The sequence below is a fragment of the Duganella guangzhouensis genome (assembly GCF_009674535.1).
In the GTDB taxonomy this organism is placed as follows: domain Bacteria; phylum Pseudomonadota; class Gammaproteobacteria; order Burkholderiales; family Burkholderiaceae_D; genus Rugamonas; species Rugamonas guangzhouensis.
Window position 1 is genome coordinate 161,835 of record NZ_WKJK01000006.1, and the last position, 14,619, is coordinate 176,453.

Below are 14,619 nucleotides of genomic sequence, written 5' to 3' on the forward strand. Positions count from 1 at the left end.
TTTCCTGTATGGTGTTAATCAGCGCGGGCCGAAACTGGTTTCCTGCTCTTCCTGTTCGGTATAACCCTTGGGCGAGACATTGCCCAGGCGCGCTTTCAGCGATTGTGGCCGGCCTTCGAACAGCACGGCGTAGTAGGTGGCGTTCGACATCACGTTCTTGACGTAGGTGCGGGTCTCCGCGTACGGGATCGATTCGATGAACACGGTGCTATCCATCGGCTTGACCAGCGTGGCGCGCCAGGTGCGCAAGCGACCCGGCCCGGCGTTGTAGGCGGCGGTGGCCAGCACCTCGTTGCCGTCCATATTCCCCAGCACCATATTCAGGTAGTTCGTGCCCAGCATGATGTTGTAACGGATATCGCTCAGCATCTCCTGCGCGAAGTCGGTCAGGCCGATTTTCTTGGCCACCCAGCGGCCGGTGGACGGCATCACCTGCATCAGGCCCGAAGCGCCGACGTGCGATTGCGCGTCCATGATGAAGCGCGATTCCTGCCGTATCAGGCCATACACCCAGGCTTTATCCAGGCCCAGCGTCTGCGTGGCCGGATGCATGATGTCGTTGTGCGGCGACGGGAAGCGCTGCGTGTAATCGACCTGGATACGGGTCCGCTCGGAGGTATTCACCATGCGGTCGAGGATATTGTTCTGGCGCGCGTATTCTGCTGCGGCCAGGTGTTCGCGCTCGCTCATGCCGCGCAAGCCCCAGTTCCATTCGCGCGTGCCTTCGAAGCGCAGACGCATGCTGAAGAACTTCAACGCGCGCTGGAAGTTGGGATTGTTGGCGATCGGCGCAATCTCGGCCGGCGTGATCGGCGCGCCCGGCGCCGGAATGGTAATCAGCTTGCCGGTTTCCTCCAGCGCCAGCTGGCCGTAGTAGTTGGACTGGTCCGAGATGCTGCGCAACAGCTGCAGCGCCTCGCCGGTCGGCTGGCTGGTGACGCCGTCACGCGCCATCAGCGCGCGGCCCAGCCAGTAGACCCAGGTCTGCTCCCCGCGCAGCGCGGACGGCATGGCGCGGATATTGTTCTCGACCTGCTTCCAGTCGCCGTTACGGAGCGCGATGCGGGTCTTCCACTGGATCTGGTCGATCGACAGCGGCGCGCCGTTGGAGCGCTTCCAGTAATCGCTGGTTTCCGGCGCCAGCGTGTACGACGATTGCAGCGCGATCGCCGCCCACGCTTCCTGCTGCTCCAGCGCCGACATTTTCGGCGCCGCCTTGTTCAGCGCCATGGTCGCCAGCTTGATGCTGGTCTTGGCCAGGCGGCCGATGGCGACGATGTAAATCTGATGTTCCACCTTGCTGGCGCCGATGCCCTTGGCCGCCGCCACCGCCGGCAGGTCGACCGCTTGCACCGCTTTCTTTTCCGGTCCGTCCAGCAGCGCGACAATGCGGCGCGCCTGGCCGGTGGCATTGAACTCGCCGGACAAGCGCAGTTGCGCATACAGGTCGTCGGTGTTGAACTGGCCGTTCTGGTACAGCGTGGCGATCAGGTCGGCGCAGGGCTGGCCGTACACCGATGGAGAGGTCAGCAGCGCGCGCGCGTCGTCGGCCACTTTCTGGCCCTTGAGCGCGCGCGAGATCAGCGCGTAGCATTTGACCTGGGTATCGTCATTCAGCACGAACAGCGGCAGTTGCTCGTCGAAGTTGGCCCAGTCGCGCTTGCGGCCCAGCTCCAGCAGCCAGTCGTTGCGCAGGCGGTCGACGATGGCCTGGCCTTCGTAGCGTTTGAAGAAGGCGCGGAAATCGTCCGGCGTGGCATCCTTCAAATGCGATTTCAGTCGATAATAATCGACGTAGGATGGAATCGCGTAATCGGTCAGGCGGGCGGCGTAGAAATCCGCTTTGCTGGCATCGTCCTGGCGTACAGCGTCGCGCAACAGCAGGAAGCTATCGTCGTCCCTGCGGTTATCTGCGCTGATGTCGTCGGCATGGGCAAGCGAGGTAAAGGCAACGACGAAGGCGCCGGCAATCCATTTCGAAGCAGAAATCAAAGTGCAACTCTCTAAAGTCTTGAACCAAATATGACCAGCGACCCTAGAATACCACGCAGCGATGCCCAATCACCAGCCCGCAAGGCGGATTTGCGGAAGCAATTGCTGACCGCGCGGCGCGCCATCGACAGCGCCACGCGCGCCGCCTGGGACCACGCGATCGGCACACAGGTGGTGGACTGGTGGCGGGCGACACAACCGGCGGCGCTGGGCGTGTACTGGCCGCTGCGCGACGAACCGGATCTGCATCCGGCTTATGCCGAACTGGCGCGCCTCGGTGCGCGTCTGCTGCTGCCAGTGGTGGTGGCCAAAGATGCGGCGCTGGAGTTTGCCGAGTGGCGCATCGGCGAGCCGATGGTCAAGGATGCGATGGGAGTGGCGGTGCCGGCCGACTTGCGGCTACAGGCCGCATATCCGCCAGCGCTGCTGGTGCCTTGCCTGGGTTACAGCCCGCAAGGCTATCGACTGGGTTATGGCGGCGGCTTTTACGACCGCACGCTGGCGCGCGCGCCGCGCCCGCAGACGCTGGGCATCGCCTATCAATGTCTGCAGGTGCGCTTCGACAGCGATGGTCACGATGTGGCGCTGGACCGCATCGTGACCGAGTCAGCTTAGGAATCAGCTTAAACCAGTCGCTGCCACAACGCGGTGGTGGCTGCGGCCTGGTTCATGCTGTAGAAGTGCAGGCCGGGCGCGCCGCCCTGGAGCAGGCGTTCGGCCAGGCCGGTCACCACGTCCAGGCCGAAGGCTTTGATCGACGCGGTGTCGTCGCCGAAGCTGGCCAGCTTCAGGCGTACCCAGCGTGGGATCTCGGCGCCGCACATATCGGAGAAGCGCATCAGCTGCGTGTAGTTGGTGATCGGCATGATGCCGGGCACGATAGGCACGTCGATGCCCAGCTTGCGGGTCTGCTCGACGAACTGGAAATAGGCGTCGGCATTGTAGAAGTACTGGGTGATGGCAGCGTTGGCGCCGGCTTTCACTTTGCGTTCGAAGGCCAGCAGGTCATCCTGCGGCGATTTGGCCTGCGGGTGCACTTCCGGATAGGCCGCCACTTCGATGTGGAAATGATCGCCGGTTTCCTGGCGGATGAATGCCACCAGCTCATTGGCATAACGGAACTCGCCAGCCGCGCCGTAGCCGCTCGGCAGGTCGCCGCGCAGCGCGACGATGCGCTTGATGTTGTGCGATTTGAAATCGGCCAGGATCTGGCGGATCGAGTCGCGGGTGCCGCCGACGCAGGACAGGTGGGGCGCGGCGTCTTCGCCAGCGGCCAGGATTTCAACCACGGTGTCCAGCGTGCCCTGCTGGGTGGTGCCGCCGGCACCAAACGTCACCGAAAAATATTTAGGCTTGAGCTCGGACAGCTTGGCGCGCGTGACGCGCAGCTTTTCCGCGCCTTCCGCCGTCTTCGGCGGAAAGAATTCGATACTGAAATTAGGATTGTCCATCTTGTTTCTTCAGAAGTAAGGTCGACAAAGCCCAGGAAATAATACTGTACAACACAGCGCCACCGATGGCCGACAGGAAGCTATCGACGTGGAAACCGTCCACCCATTGCGCCACCAGCCAGAACATAAAGCCGTTGAGGATGAAGATGAACAGGCCCAGCGACAACAAGGTCACCGGTAAAGTCAGTAATAACAGGACGGGGCGTATCAGCGTATTGACCAGGCCCAGGACGAGAGCCGCGACGAGGGCTGCGCCTATGCTTGTGACATCGACGGAATGCATCAGGTAAGGCACTGCCAGCAAGGCAACTGCATTGATTAACCAGGTAAGGACCAAACGCATGGATAAGACTCGCTGCAAAAAGGCTACAGAAAAAAGCGGGGCCATCCGGCCCCGCCTCATGTCCGTCGATTAATAACGGTAGTGGTCTGGCTTGTACGGACCTGCTTGCGTCACGCCGATGTAGGCCGCTTGCTCTTCGGTCAGCACGGTCAGTTGCGCGTTCAGCTTCTTCAGCTGCAGGCGCGCCACTTTCTCGTCCAGGTGCTTAGGCAGCACGTACACGCCGACCGGATATTTCGCGGTGTTGGCGTACAGCTCGATCTGGGCGATGGTCTGATTCGCGAACGACGACGACATCACGTACGAAGGGTGACCGGTACCGCAACCCAGATTGACCAGACGGCCTTCGGCCAGCAGGATGATGCGCTTGCCGTTCGGGAAGATCACGTGATCCACTTGCGGCTTGATGTTTTCCCAGGTGTACTTCTTCAGCGCGGCAACATCGATCTCGTTGTCGAAGTGGCCGATGTTGCAGACGATGGCCTGGTCCTTCATCTTCAGGATGTGCTCTTCGGTCAGGATGTGATAGTTGCCGGTGCAGGTAACGAAGATGTCGCCGTGTTCAGCGGCGTAATCCATGGTCACCACGCGGTAGCCTTCCATCGCGGCTTGCAGCGCGCAGATCGGATCGATCTCGGTGACCCATACTTGCGCCGACAGCGCGCGCATGGCTTGCGCCGAGCCCTTGCCGACGTCACCATAACCGGCGATGACGGCGATCTTGCCAGCGATCATCACGTCGGTGGCGCGCTTGATGCCGTCCACCAGCGATTCGCGGCAACCGTACAGGTTGTCGAATTTCGATTTGGTGACCGAGTCGTTGACGTTGATCGCAGGGAAAGCCAGCTTGCCTTCCTTGTGCATCTGGTACAGGCGGTGCACGCCGGTGGTGGTTTCCTCGGTCACGCCCAGGATGTGCGGCAGACGCTTGGAGTACCAGGCCGGATCTTTCGCCAGGTGGGTCTTGATGGCGTTGAACAGGCAGATTTCTTCTTCCGAGCCAGGTGCGGCCAGTACCGAGATATCTTTTTCAGCGCGCGCGCCCAAGTGCAGCAGCAGGGTGGCGTCGCCGCCGTCGTCCAGGATCATGTTGGAGTAGACCGGGTTGCCGGCGGCGTCCGCTGGCCACTCGAAGATGCGGTGGGTATAGTCCCAGTATTCGTCCAGGGTTTCGCCTTTGATCGCGAACACCGGAGTGCCGTTGGCGGCGATGGCGGCGGCGGCGTGGTCCTGGGTCGAGTAGATATTGCACGAAGCCCAGCGGACGTCGGCGCCCAGCGCTTCCAGCGTCTGGATCAGCACGGCGGTCTGGATGGTCATGTGCAGCGAACCGGTGATGCGCGCGCCTTTCAGCGGCTGGGCCGCGGCGAATTCTTCGCGGATGGCCATCAGGCCAGGCATTTCGGTTTCGGCAATCTTGATTTCTTTGTTACCCCATGGTGCCAGCGAGATATCGGCAACCAGGTAATCTTGAGCGGATTTGAGTACGGCGTTCATCACGCCCTCCTTTCATGTGTTGAAAAAAGTAACGTGAGCGCGGTTGGGGATCTCCGAGCCTGGCGAAAGCTAGTTCGTCGCAGCGCTCCTCGGAGCGTGCATTCTAGCATCGTTATGTCCGCATGGCGACAAAATCCTCCCATTTGCGCCAGCTCAAAACCACTGCGTATCACCGCGCTAGGCTTGATTTTTTATGCGGCGCCTACGCACGTTGGGTATGGCTCGATAGCATTACCAAAATAGCGGTCGCCATCGCATCCGGCGGCGCCGCGCTGGCCGGACTCGTATTCTGGAAAAATAGCGACTATACTTTTCTATGGCCGATGTTCACATCCACCAGTGCGTTGCTGGCAATCATATCCAAGCAATTGAACGTTGCTGAAACGCTGAAAATGCATGCCACATCTGTCGCTGCGCTCGGAAATCTGGACACCGAGATTGGCTCCATGATTTTGCGGATGAAGATTCATACCGACTTCGGTATCGAAGAATTTGAAAAGGATCTGCTGGCGTTGCGCAACAAATTTGGAGCAGAATCAAATATGTTTGTGCATGATCTGCTATTGACTCAAGCCCTGCGCACAAAAACACAGGCCGCACTCAACCGGACATTAGGATCATCATGATCAAAGAAAACGACCCGAGGCGGAAATACGATCCGCCAAATCCTATTCCGCCGCCGCCAAAGCGGCCGACATGATCCACAAATGAAAATGCCCCGGCATGCCGGGGCGTTTTATCTGATGCGGGCGGATTACTTCAGGCCGGCTGCTGCGCGCAGGATGGCGGCCTTGTCGGTGCGTTCCCACGTGAATTCCGGCTCTTCGCGGCCGAAGTGGCCGTAAGCGGCGGTCTTGGCGTAGATCGGACGCAGCAGGTCCAGCATCAGCACGATGCCTTTTGGACGCAGGTCGAAGTGTTCTTGTACCAGCTGAGCGATTTTCTCGTCCGGGATCACGCCGGTGCCTTCGGTGTAGACCGTGATGTTGATCGGACGCGCCACGCCAATCGCGTACGACACTTGCACCTGGCACTGACGCGCCAGACCCGCCGCCACCACGTTCTTGGCCACATAACGCGCCGCATAAGCAGCCGAACGGTCAACCTTGGATGGATCTTTACCGGAGAACGCGCCACCACCGTGTGGCGATGCGCCGCCGTAGGTGTCGACGATAATCTTGCGGCCGGTCAGACCGCAATCGCCCTGCGGGCCGCCGATAACGAAACGGCCGGTCGGGTTGACCAGGTATTTGGTGTCCTGCAGCCACTCTTTCGGCAGCACCGGCTTGATGATCTCTTCGATCACCGCTTCTTCAATCTGCTTGTGCAGCATTTCCGGCGCGTGCTGGGTCGACAGCACCACGGTATCCACCGCCACCGGACGGCCATTCACATAACGCAGCGTGACTTGCGACTTGGCATCCGGACGCAGCCATGGCAGACGGCCATCCTTGCGCAGCTGCGACTGGCGCTCGACCAGACGGTGCGCGTAGTGGATCGCGGCTGGCATCAGCTCGGCGGTCTCGTCGCAAGCGTAACCGAACATCAGACCCTGGTCGCCAGCACCCTGGTCCAGATCGATACCGGCGCCTTCGTCCACGCCCTGGGCGATGTCGGGCGATTGCTTGTCATAAGCCACCAGCACGGCGCAACCCTTGTAGTCGATGCCGTAGTCGGTATTGTCGTAACCGATACGCTTGATGGTTTCGCGCGCGACTTGAATATAATCAACGTTGGCGTGGGTGGTGATTTCACCAGCCAGCACCACCAGACCGGTGTTGCACAGAGTTTCAGCGGCAACACGGGCTTTGGGATCCTGGGCCAGAATCGCGTCGAGGATGGCGTCGGAAATTTGGTCAGCTACCTTGTCTGGGTGACCTTCCGAGACGGATTCCGAGGTGAAAAGATAATCATTAGACATCGCAAGCTCCTGATATGGTGTGAATAATACTGGTCGCATACCAACACGGCTTGCGACGCTTTAGCGACATTTGTATCCCGCATCGCAAGTTGTCATTAACTCAGCGGCTACTGCTATCGTGGTATTTTACGCTTTTTTGAAAAAACTTGCTTCTCACACAGGCACAACATCCACATGCTGGTTCCTATTTTCCGCTTTTTGTCGATTTTCCCCTTGTCATTCCTGCACGCGCTGGGCGCCGCGCTGGGCTGGGTCGTGTACTGGGCTTCGCCATCGTACCGCCGCCGCATGCGCGACAATATGCGCCAGGCCGGCTTTAGCCAGCACCTGCCGGCCGCCGTCGCCGAAGCCGGCAAAAGCATGTTCGAACTGCCCTTCATCTGGTGCGCCGATCCGGCCCGGGTGTCGCGCCACGCCACGCTGGAAAACTGGGAACTGGTGCAAAAGGAGCTGGACGCCGGCCACGGCATCGTGTTCATGACGCCACACCTGGGCTGCTTTGAAATCGTGGCGCAGGAAATCGCGCTGCGCAACGAGCTGATGGTGATGTACCGGCCACCAAAAAAAGAAGCGCTGAAGCCGTTGATCGAGGGCGCCCGCGCGCGCGACAATCTGCTGCTGGCGCCAGCCAATATGTCCGGCGTGCGGATGCTGGCCAAGTTCCTCAAAAAGGGCCAGCCGGTCGGCGTGCTGCCGGACCAGGTGCCGCAGGAGGGCGAAGGCGTGTGGGCCACCTTCTTCGGCCGCAACGCCTACACCATGACCTTGCCGGCCAAGCTGGCGATCCTGGGCGACGCCACCATCATCGTCACCTACGCCGAACGCCTGCCCGGCGGACGTGGCTATGTGATACGCTTCGTGCCCTTTGACGGCACGCTGGACGGCGACAGCGCCGCCCAGGCGCAGGCCATCAACCACGCCATGGAACGCCTGATCGCCCGCAACCCGTCGCAATATTACTGGAGCTACAACCGCTACAAGGTGCCGCACGGCATAGCCGCGCCCACCACGGCGGGAGAACAAGCATGAAATTCCTGTTAGGACTGATGTGGCTGCTGCACTGGTTGCCGCTGCCGGTGCTGGGCCGCTTTGGCAATGCCATCGGCAGCCTGTTGTTCATCGCCATGCCGGCGCGGCGCAAGATCGCGCTGACCAATCTGCGGCTGTGCATGCCGGAACTGAGCGAGGCCGAGCGGCGCGATATCGCCCACCGCCATTTTCAGGCGTACTCGCGCAGCGTGTGGGAGCGCTCGATTTTGTGGTGGGCCTCGGAGGCGCGCCTGAAACGGCTGATGCAGCTCGACCCGGACGGCGTGATTCCAGTGGCGACCATGACCGACAAACCAACCATCCTGCTGTGCCCGCACTTCGTCTGCCTGGACGTGGCCGGCGCCTCGATCGCGATGGAAGCCAGCGCCTCGTCGATGTATGTAACGCAAAAGAATGCGGCCTTCGACCAGGTGCTGCGCGCCGGCCGTGCCCGCTTCAAGCCGGTCAAGCTGTTCACCCGCCAGGACGGCATCAAGCCGATTCTGCGCGCGCTGCGCGACCGGCTGCCCTACTTCATGCTGCCGGACATGGACTTCGGCGAGAAGGATGCCGAATTCGTGCCGTTCTTCGGCGTGGAAGCGGCCACGCTGACCGCCACCGCGCGCATCGCCGCCACCACCGGCGCGCAAGTGATGCCGGTGATCGCCACCTTCCTGCCCAATTACCAAGGCTGGCGTGTGAAATTCTATCCGGTGTGGGACAATTACCCGGGTGACGACATGGTGGCCGCCACCCGTCGCATGAACCAATTCATCGAAGAGCGCGTGCGCGAGGCGCCGGCCGAATACTTCTGGACCCATAAACGCTTCAAGACCCGCCCTAACGGCGAGCCTTCGCTGTATCAAAAATAATCTGACCATGAAACTGAAATTCACCAAAATGCACGGCGCCGGCAATGACTTCGTGGTCATCGACGGCGTCAACCAGCACATCGATTTCACGCCCACGCAATGGAAGCTGTTGGGCGACCGCCGCTTCGGCGTCGGCGCCGACCAGATCCTGCTGGTCGAACCGCCAACCGAAGCCGGTTGCGATTTCCGCTATCGCATCTTCAACGCCGACGGCGGCGAAGTGGAGCAGTGCGGCAATGGCTCGCGCGCGTTCGTGAAGTTCGTTTCGGAAAAAGGTCTGACCGACAAGCAATCGATCACGGTGCAAACCAAGGCTGGCGTGATCGCGCCGCGACTGGAGGCCAACGGCTCGATCACGGTCGACATGGGCGCGCCGATCCTGGAACCGGGCCGCGTACCGTTTGACGCCGACGGCTTGCAAGGTGAGCAGCAAGGCAATGACACGCTGTGGCCGCTGCTGCTGGAACTGGGCGGCACGCGTGAAAGCGTGCTGATTTCCGCCGTCTCGATGGGCAACCCGCACGCGGTGCAGGTGGTGGCCGATGTCGAGACCGCGCCGGTGGAATTGACCGGGCCGCTGATCGAGCATCATGCGCGCTTCCCCAACCGCGTCAACGCCGGCTTCATGCAAATCATCAACCGCCAGCACGTGAAACTGCGCGTGTTCGAACGTGGCGTGGGCGAAACGCTGGCCTGCGGCACCGGCGCCTGCGCGGCCGCCGTGGCCGGCATTCGTCGCGGTTTGCTGGACAGCCCGGTGCGCGTCGATGCGCGCGGCGGCCAGCTGTCGATCGCCTGGGCCGGCGAAGGCCAGCCAGTGTTGCTGACCGGCCCGGCCGTCACCGTGTTTGAAGGCGAAATCGAGATTTAAGCGCGCAATTTAAGCGGCCAGCAAGTCGTCATCCGCCGCCGGCAGCCAGGTCTTCAGACGATACAGGCGCTGGCGGTAGTTCCCTTCCAATCCATCCGGACCGCTGTCGATCGATTCAAACAAGCGCACGATGCGGTCCAGCGCCTGCCGCTCGCGCGCGGTGCGCAGCAGCACCAGCCGGCGCTTGCCGCGGCCATAGCTGGCGCGGATATCCACCACCAGACAATGGCCCTGGTCGGCCGCGTTCACATCCAGCAGCAAGGCTTCGGCGCGACTGAGGCCGAACAGCGTGGCCAACTCCAGTCGCGCCGCCAGCAACGGTTGGCTCTCCAGCAATTCCCGTGTCAGGCAAGTAACGATGCTGGCGATCCAGCCGGCTTCCTTGGGCGGCGCCGCCACCCGCGCCAGCGCCGTTTCCGCTTCGGTGCAGCCTTGCGCGGCAGCCTTCTGCAGCCAGTAGGCGGCGCGCACGTCGCTGAGCTCATCGGTGCGGCGGTTGCGCCACGCATACATGCCGCATTCCAGCTGCGCGCCGCAATGCCCCATCTCGGCCGCGCGCTCCAGATAAGCTTGCGCCTCCGCCACGCAGCGTTGCGAGAACTCCGGCTTCAGATAAATGCGCGACAGCGCGAACCAGGCTTCGGCCAGCCCCTGCTCTCCGGCCAGCGTCAGCCAGCGGATAGCACGCTTGAAGTTGACGGCGGCAATGCCGTGACTCAAACGCTTGCCGTCGCCATCCATGCGCGCAAACCACAGGCCCAGCGCCAGCTGGGCGTTGCGCTCGCCACAGTGCGCCGCCAGCTCGCGGCAATGCTGCAGCTCGGCATCGATATCGCCCGGCGCCAACAGTTCGGCGCAGCGCGCCAGCAAGCTCAGTTGTTGTGGCCCGGCCTGCCAGTCGCTGGCGCGCGCCGCTTCCGCATCGGCCGGCGCTGCTTGCAATAGCAGCTGCAACAGCAAGCGCGCCTGTTGCAAAAACAGTCCGTGGTCGCGTTGCCACAGCCGTTCCAGCTGCGCGTGCTGTTCCGGCGCGATGACGTGGTCGTTGTGCGACAGCGGATGTGGCCGGCGTGGCGGCGGCGCCACGCTGCGCGTGTCTGGCGGCGGCGCCTGGCAGCCGTCCTGCTGCGCCCGCAAGGCAAGCAGTTGCTGCAGTACCGGCGCGGCGGCGGCAACGCCGGCATCGCAGGCGCGCTGATACCACGGCAGCACTTCGGCCAGGCTGTGGCGGGCAACGTCGAATGGAATGTGGGCGCCGATCAATTGCCAGGCTTCGTCCCGCTGCTGCTGCGCGGCGCGGCGCAGCCAGTGCAGCGCGGTCGGCACGTTGAGCGGCAGGCCGGCGCCGCCGAACAAGTAGAGCTTGCCCAGCGCCAGTTGGCAGTCCGCGTCTCCCGCGCGGGCGCCACGTATGATCCCTAACTCTTCTCGATTGGCCATCGTCTCTTTATAAAAATGCGATTTAGCGAAAGGGGGCGAGCCGCTCAGTTGTCTCTGTGTCTGCGGCGTCTTATGAATCTAAGTGTAGCGTGCGATCCGCGCCACACCATAAACAATATGCGTGTCGGCTTGATTTGCCACAAGCGATGCCCCCCTGCATGGCTTGTACGCTAGAGCTGTTTTGATGCCCCGATGAAAGCAAAAACGGCGTTTCAAAAATACAACAAGAAGCCATGGTTCCACGGCTTTCGACCAAAACAAGCCGTCACAATCGACCATTCCAGCGCAATTGACGCAACGAGCAATTAAGGTGCTTAGCAACCGGCGGTCACGCAGCGGCGGGGATGATGACACTTACAAAGGAAGAACCCATGAAGAAATCTTTGGTGGCTCTGGCTCTGATGGGCGCGTTTAGCGGCGCCTATGCGCAATCGTCCGTAACCATTTATGGCACGCTGGATGCCGGCATTTCGCGGCGCACCGATACCGATGTCACCGCCGTCGGCAAACGCGATAACAACAAGCTTGGCTTTCGCGGCGTGGAAGATCTGGGTAATGGCTTGAAAGCCTTGTTCCAGCTGGAGATCCGCTACGAGCCAGACACCGGCGCCATCGAAAGCACCGTGCGGCCGCTGTTCCAGGGCCAGAGCCGGGTTGGCCTGCAAGGCGACTTCGGCACCGTGCGCCTGGGGCGCGGCCTGACCGCGTGGCAGGAAACCAGCACCGCCTTTGAACCGTGGTCCGGCATGCCCGCCGTGGCCGGTTATCAGACCGACCTGCAAGTGGCCGGCTACACCAGCGATCCGCTGAGCGTGGCCGGCAACTCGGCCAACCGCTTTTCCAACGCGGTGTTCTACAATTCGCCGGTGTTCGCCAACATCTTCCAGCTGAACCTGACCGTCAGCACCAAGGAAGCCAACAATAATCCGGCCATCGTCGGCCGTGGCACCACCGCCGCGCCGCAGTTCCCGGCCAACAGCATGGCGCCCAAGTATCCGTACTCGGTATCCGCCACCGCCACCCAGGGCCCGTTCGCGGCCTACCTGGCGGCCGAGCGCAACGCCGTGGCCACCAAGCTGTGGTCGGTGGGCACCTCGTACAAACCGATCAGCGAGCTCAAGCTGATGGCCACCTACCAGCGCCAGAATCAGGACTACAGCCTGCCCATCAACCCGGTCACCAAAGCCTGGATGATCGGCGCCAACTGGAACGTCGGCCTCGGCATGTGGCGCGCCGGCTTCGGCCAGAAGACGCCGGACAATGTGCTCAACAGCCCGACCATCGCCAAGACCAAGCAATTCTCGCTGGGCTACGACTACAATCTGTCGCCACGCACCTATCTGTACGTGGATGGCACGCGCAAGAAAATCACGCCGGCCACCACCTTCAATTACTACAGTCTCGGCATTCACCACAACTTCTGAATTGAGCAGTCGCCCAGAACTGCCCGTGTGAGTTAGGGGATCACGGACATGGTGTCACCATGTCCGTTTTTTTTCGTTTAAAATTGCACACCAACCTCGCATAGACACGACCTCAATGACCGCCCCACTGGATTCCACGCTCGTAGCGCAATACCTGACCGACCACCCACAGTTCTTCGAAGAGCACGCTGACTTGCTGGGTGAAATCAAGCTGTCCAGCCCGCTGACCGGCCGCGCCGTGTCGCTGCAGGAACGCCAGATGGAAGTGTTGCGCGACAAATACAAAGCGCTGGAACTGCGCATGAGCAACCTGATGCGCCTGGCCTCGGAAAACGAAGCCATCGCCAACAAGTTCCACCGCTGGACCCAGATCCTGCTGCAATCGGAAGACGTGGGCTCGATGCCGCACGCCGTCACCAGCGGCCTGAAGAGCGCGTTCGAGGTGCCGCAAGTCACCCTGCGCATCTGGGGCGCGGCGCCGGATTACAGCGACGAGTGGTTCGTCAAAGGCGTGTCGGAAGATGCCCGCATCTTCGCCAACAGCCTGCTGGCCCCGTACTGCGGCGCCAACAAGGACTTTGAAGCGGTGCGCTGGCTGGACGATGCGTCGGCCGTGGTGTCCACCGTCATCATCCCGCTGCGCAAGCCGGGCGACAAGCAAGCCTTCGGCCTGCTGATCATGGGTTCGCAGGATGCCACGCGCTTCACCTCGCTGATGGCGACCGACTTCCTGGTCCACATCGGCGAAACCGCCAGCACCGCGCTGGCCTGGCTGCTGGCCTGAGCGCCGACGCCATGAGCGCCGCTCCAGACAGCAAGCTGGCCTGGATCGACGCTTACCTGACCCATGTGCGCGGCGCGCGCCAGCTGTCGCCGCACACCGTGGCCGCCTACGCGCGCGACCTGCAGGAACTGGCCGCGCTGAGCGCTGACACCGCCTGGCCGCAGCTCGACCAGCACGCGATCCGCCGCTACACCGCCAAGCTGCACGCGCAGCAACTCGATCCGCGTTCGATCGCCCGCAAGCTGTCCAGCTGGCGCGGCTATTTCAACTGGCTCAGCGAGCAGATGCCGCTGGCCGCCAATCCAGTGCAGGGCGTGCGCCCGCCAAAACGCGCCAAAACGCTGCCGCGCGCGCTGTCGGTGGATGACGCGGTGCAACTGGTGGCGCCAGCGCGGCCAACGGCCGGCGCCACGCCCGAGCCGGCCGAGCTGTGCAACCGCGCCATGTTCGAACTGCTGTATTCCAGCGGCCTGCGGGTGTCCGAGCTGGCCAGCCTGGACCGCACGCCGGCCAAGACCAGTCCCGGCTGGGTCGAGCTGGACAACCGCGAAGTCATCGTCACCGGCAAGGGCAACAAGCGGCGCACGGTGCCGGTCGGCGGCGCCGCCATGGACGCGCTGCACGCCTGGCTGGCGGTGCGACCCGCGCCCAGCGACGGCAGCGACGCCCTGTTCCTCAGCCAGCGCGGCACCAGGGTGTCGCCGCGCGTGATCCAGCAACGGCTGCAGCAGCACGCGCTGACGCACGGCGCGCCGGTGCACGTCCATCCGCACATGCTGCGCCACTCGTTCGCCTCGCATGTGCTGCAATCATCGGGCGACCTGCGCGCGGTGCAGGACATGCTGGGTCACGCCAGCATCGCCTCGACCCAGGTCTACACCGCGCTGGATTTCCAGCATCTGGCCGAGGTCTACGACAAGGCCCACCCCCGCGCTAAACTGAAGTAGCGCGGCGGTACTGAGATTGCTCAATCGGACGAATTGCAGGTGCCGGAA

14 protein-coding genes and 1 riboswitch are annotated in these 14,619 nt (G+C 62.3%); of the genes, 8 read left to right on the plus strand and 6 right to left on the minus strand.

The window, feature by feature from the left end; all coding sequences use genetic code 11:
* Nucleotides 1-18: 18 nt before the first annotated feature.
* Nucleotides 19-1,992, minus strand: a complete 1,974-nt coding sequence (locus GJ699_RS13320; RefSeq protein ID WP_154376916.1) for a lytic transglycosylase domain-containing protein — start codon at nt 1,990-1,992, stop codon at nt 19-21.
* 30 nt (nt 1,993-2,022) lie between these two features.
* Here GJ699_RS13320 and GJ699_RS13325 point away from each other — a divergent pair, with 30 nt between their 5' ends.
* Entirely contained in the window at nt 2,023-2,607 is a 585-nt protein-coding gene (locus GJ699_RS13325) for a 5-formyltetrahydrofolate cyclo-ligase (protein ID WP_154376918.1), read from the plus strand.
* An 8-nt stretch (nt 2,608-2,615) separates the two neighbouring features.
* Here the strand turns inward: GJ699_RS13325 and metF are convergent, their stop codons facing one another.
* From metF to ahcY, 3 genes are all read right to left on the minus strand, one after another.
* A complete protein-coding gene (metF, locus tag GJ699_RS13330) occupies nt 2,616-3,443 on the minus strand; it encodes a methylenetetrahydrofolate reductase [NAD(P)H] (protein ID WP_154376920.1) in 828 nt (275 codons plus the stop codon).
* Nucleotides 3,430-3,786, minus strand: a complete 357-nt coding sequence (locus GJ699_RS13335) for a phage holin family protein (RefSeq protein WP_154376922.1) — start codon at nt 3,784-3,786, stop codon at nt 3,430-3,432. The genes metF and GJ699_RS13335 overlap by 14 nt, the downstream gene beginning before the upstream one ends.
* 69 nt (nt 3,787-3,855) lie before the next feature.
* Nucleotides 3,856-5,283: an adenosylhomocysteinase gene (ahcY, locus tag GJ699_RS13340; RefSeq protein ID WP_154376924.1), complete on the minus strand. Its 1,428-nt coding sequence runs from the start codon at nt 5,281-5,283 to the stop codon at nt 3,856-3,858.
* A gap of 28 nt (nt 5,284-5,311) precedes the next feature.
* A riboswitch (S-adenosyl-L-homocysteine riboswitch) is annotated at nt 5,312-5,380 on the minus strand.
* A gap of 25 nt (nt 5,381-5,405) precedes the next feature.
* Here ahcY and GJ699_RS13345 point away from each other — a divergent pair.
* Entirely contained in the window at nt 5,406-5,909 is a 504-nt protein-coding gene (locus GJ699_RS13345; RefSeq protein ID WP_154376926.1) for a hypothetical protein, read from the plus strand.
* Nucleotides 5,910-6,037: 128 nt separating this feature from the next.
* Here GJ699_RS13345 and metK read toward each other — a convergent pair whose 3' ends face one another.
* Complete coding sequence (metK, locus tag GJ699_RS13350; protein WP_154376928.1) at nt 6,038-7,204, minus strand: methionine adenosyltransferase; 1,167 nt, start codon at nt 7,202-7,204, stop codon at nt 6,038-6,040.
* Between the two features lie 174 nt (nt 7,205-7,378).
* Between metK and GJ699_RS13355 the strand changes: the two genes are divergently transcribed.
* Genes GJ699_RS13355 through dapF form a run of 3 tightly spaced genes read left to right on the plus strand, consistent with a single transcriptional unit; the run spans nt 7,379 to nt 9,976 of the window.
* Nucleotides 7,379-8,233, plus strand: a complete 855-nt coding sequence (locus GJ699_RS13355; protein WP_154376930.1) for a lysophospholipid acyltransferase family protein — start codon at nt 7,379-7,381, stop codon at nt 8,231-8,233.
* Nucleotides 8,230-9,105: an LpxL/LpxP family acyltransferase gene (locus GJ699_RS13360; RefSeq protein WP_154376932.1), complete on the plus strand. Its 876-nt coding sequence runs from the start codon at nt 8,230-8,232 to the stop codon at nt 9,103-9,105. Before GJ699_RS13355 ends, GJ699_RS13360 begins: the two co-directional genes overlap by 4 nt.
* Before the next feature lie 7 nt (nt 9,106-9,112).
* A complete protein-coding gene (gene dapF, locus GJ699_RS13365) occupies nt 9,113-9,976 on the plus strand; it encodes a diaminopimelate epimerase (RefSeq protein ID WP_154376934.1) in 864 nt (287 codons plus the stop codon).
* 9 nt (nt 9,977-9,985) lie between these two features.
* Here dapF and GJ699_RS13370 read toward each other — a convergent pair whose 3' ends face one another.
* Nucleotides 9,986-11,416, minus strand: a complete 1,431-nt coding sequence (locus GJ699_RS13370) for an SEL1-like repeat protein (protein WP_154376936.1) — start codon at nt 11,414-11,416, stop codon at nt 9,986-9,988.
* 371 nt (nt 11,417-11,787) lie between these two features.
* Between GJ699_RS13370 and GJ699_RS13375 the strand changes: the two genes are divergently transcribed.
* The 3 genes from GJ699_RS13375 (at nt 11,788) to xerC (ending at nt 14,571) form a co-directional block, all read left to right on the plus strand.
* Nucleotides 11,788-12,840, plus strand: a complete 1,053-nt coding sequence (locus tag GJ699_RS13375; RefSeq protein ID WP_154376938.1) for a porin — start codon at nt 11,788-11,790, stop codon at nt 12,838-12,840.
* A 115-nt stretch (nt 12,841-12,955) separates the two neighbouring features.
* Nucleotides 12,956-13,624, plus strand: a complete 669-nt coding sequence (locus GJ699_RS13380; protein ID WP_154376940.1) for a DUF484 family protein — start codon at nt 12,956-12,958, stop codon at nt 13,622-13,624.
* A gap of 11 nt (nt 13,625-13,635) precedes the next feature.
* On the plus strand, nt 13,636-14,571 hold the full coding sequence (gene xerC / locus GJ699_RS13385) for a tyrosine recombinase XerC (protein WP_154376942.1): 936 nt from the start codon (nt 13,636-13,638) through the stop codon (nt 14,569-14,571).
* Nucleotides 14,572-14,619 lie beyond the last annotated feature (48 nt).

What these genes read in the sequence shown, in the direction of transcription:
- xerC (WP_154376942.1), top strand. Translation starts at nt 13,636, where the DNA reads ATGAGCGCCGCTCCAGACAGCAAGCTGGCCTGGATCGACGCTTACCTG.
- metK (WP_154376928.1), bottom strand. Translation starts at nt 7,204, where the DNA reads ATGTCTAATGATTATCTTTTCACCTCGGAATCCGTCTCGGAAGGTCAC.
- GJ699_RS13360 (WP_154376932.1), top strand. Translation starts at nt 8,230, where the DNA reads ATGAAATTCCTGTTAGGACTGATGTGGCTGCTGCACTGGTTGCCGCTG.
- GJ699_RS13380 (WP_154376940.1), top strand. Translation starts at nt 12,956, where the DNA reads ATGACCGCCCCACTGGATTCCACGCTCGTAGCGCAATACCTGACCGAC.
- GJ699_RS13355 (WP_154376930.1), top strand. Translation starts at nt 7,379, where the DNA reads ATGCTGGTTCCTATTTTCCGCTTTTTGTCGATTTTCCCCTTGTCATTC.
- GJ699_RS13370 (WP_154376936.1), bottom strand. Translation starts at nt 11,416, where the DNA reads ATGGCCAATCGAGAAGAGTTAGGGATCATACGTGGCGCCCGCGCGGGA.
- dapF (WP_154376934.1), top strand. Translation starts at nt 9,113, where the DNA reads ATGAAACTGAAATTCACCAAAATGCACGGCGCCGGCAATGACTTCGTG.
- metF (WP_154376920.1), bottom strand. Translation starts at nt 3,443, where the DNA reads ATGGACAATCCTAATTTCAGTATCGAATTCTTTCCGCCGAAGACGGCG.
- GJ699_RS13335 (WP_154376922.1), bottom strand. Translation starts at nt 3,786, where the DNA reads ATGCGTTTGGTCCTTACCTGGTTAATCAATGCAGTTGCCTTGCTGGCA.
- GJ699_RS13345 (WP_154376926.1), top strand. Translation starts at nt 5,406, where the DNA reads ATGGCGACAAAATCCTCCCATTTGCGCCAGCTCAAAACCACTGCGTAT.
- GJ699_RS13325 (WP_154376918.1), top strand. Translation starts at nt 2,023, where the DNA reads ATGACCAGCGACCCTAGAATACCACGCAGCGATGCCCAATCACCAGCC.
- ahcY (WP_154376924.1), bottom strand. Translation starts at nt 5,283, where the DNA reads ATGAACGCCGTACTCAAATCCGCTCAAGATTACCTGGTTGCCGATATC.
- GJ699_RS13375 (WP_154376938.1), top strand. Translation starts at nt 11,788, where the DNA reads ATGAAGAAATCTTTGGTGGCTCTGGCTCTGATGGGCGCGTTTAGCGGC.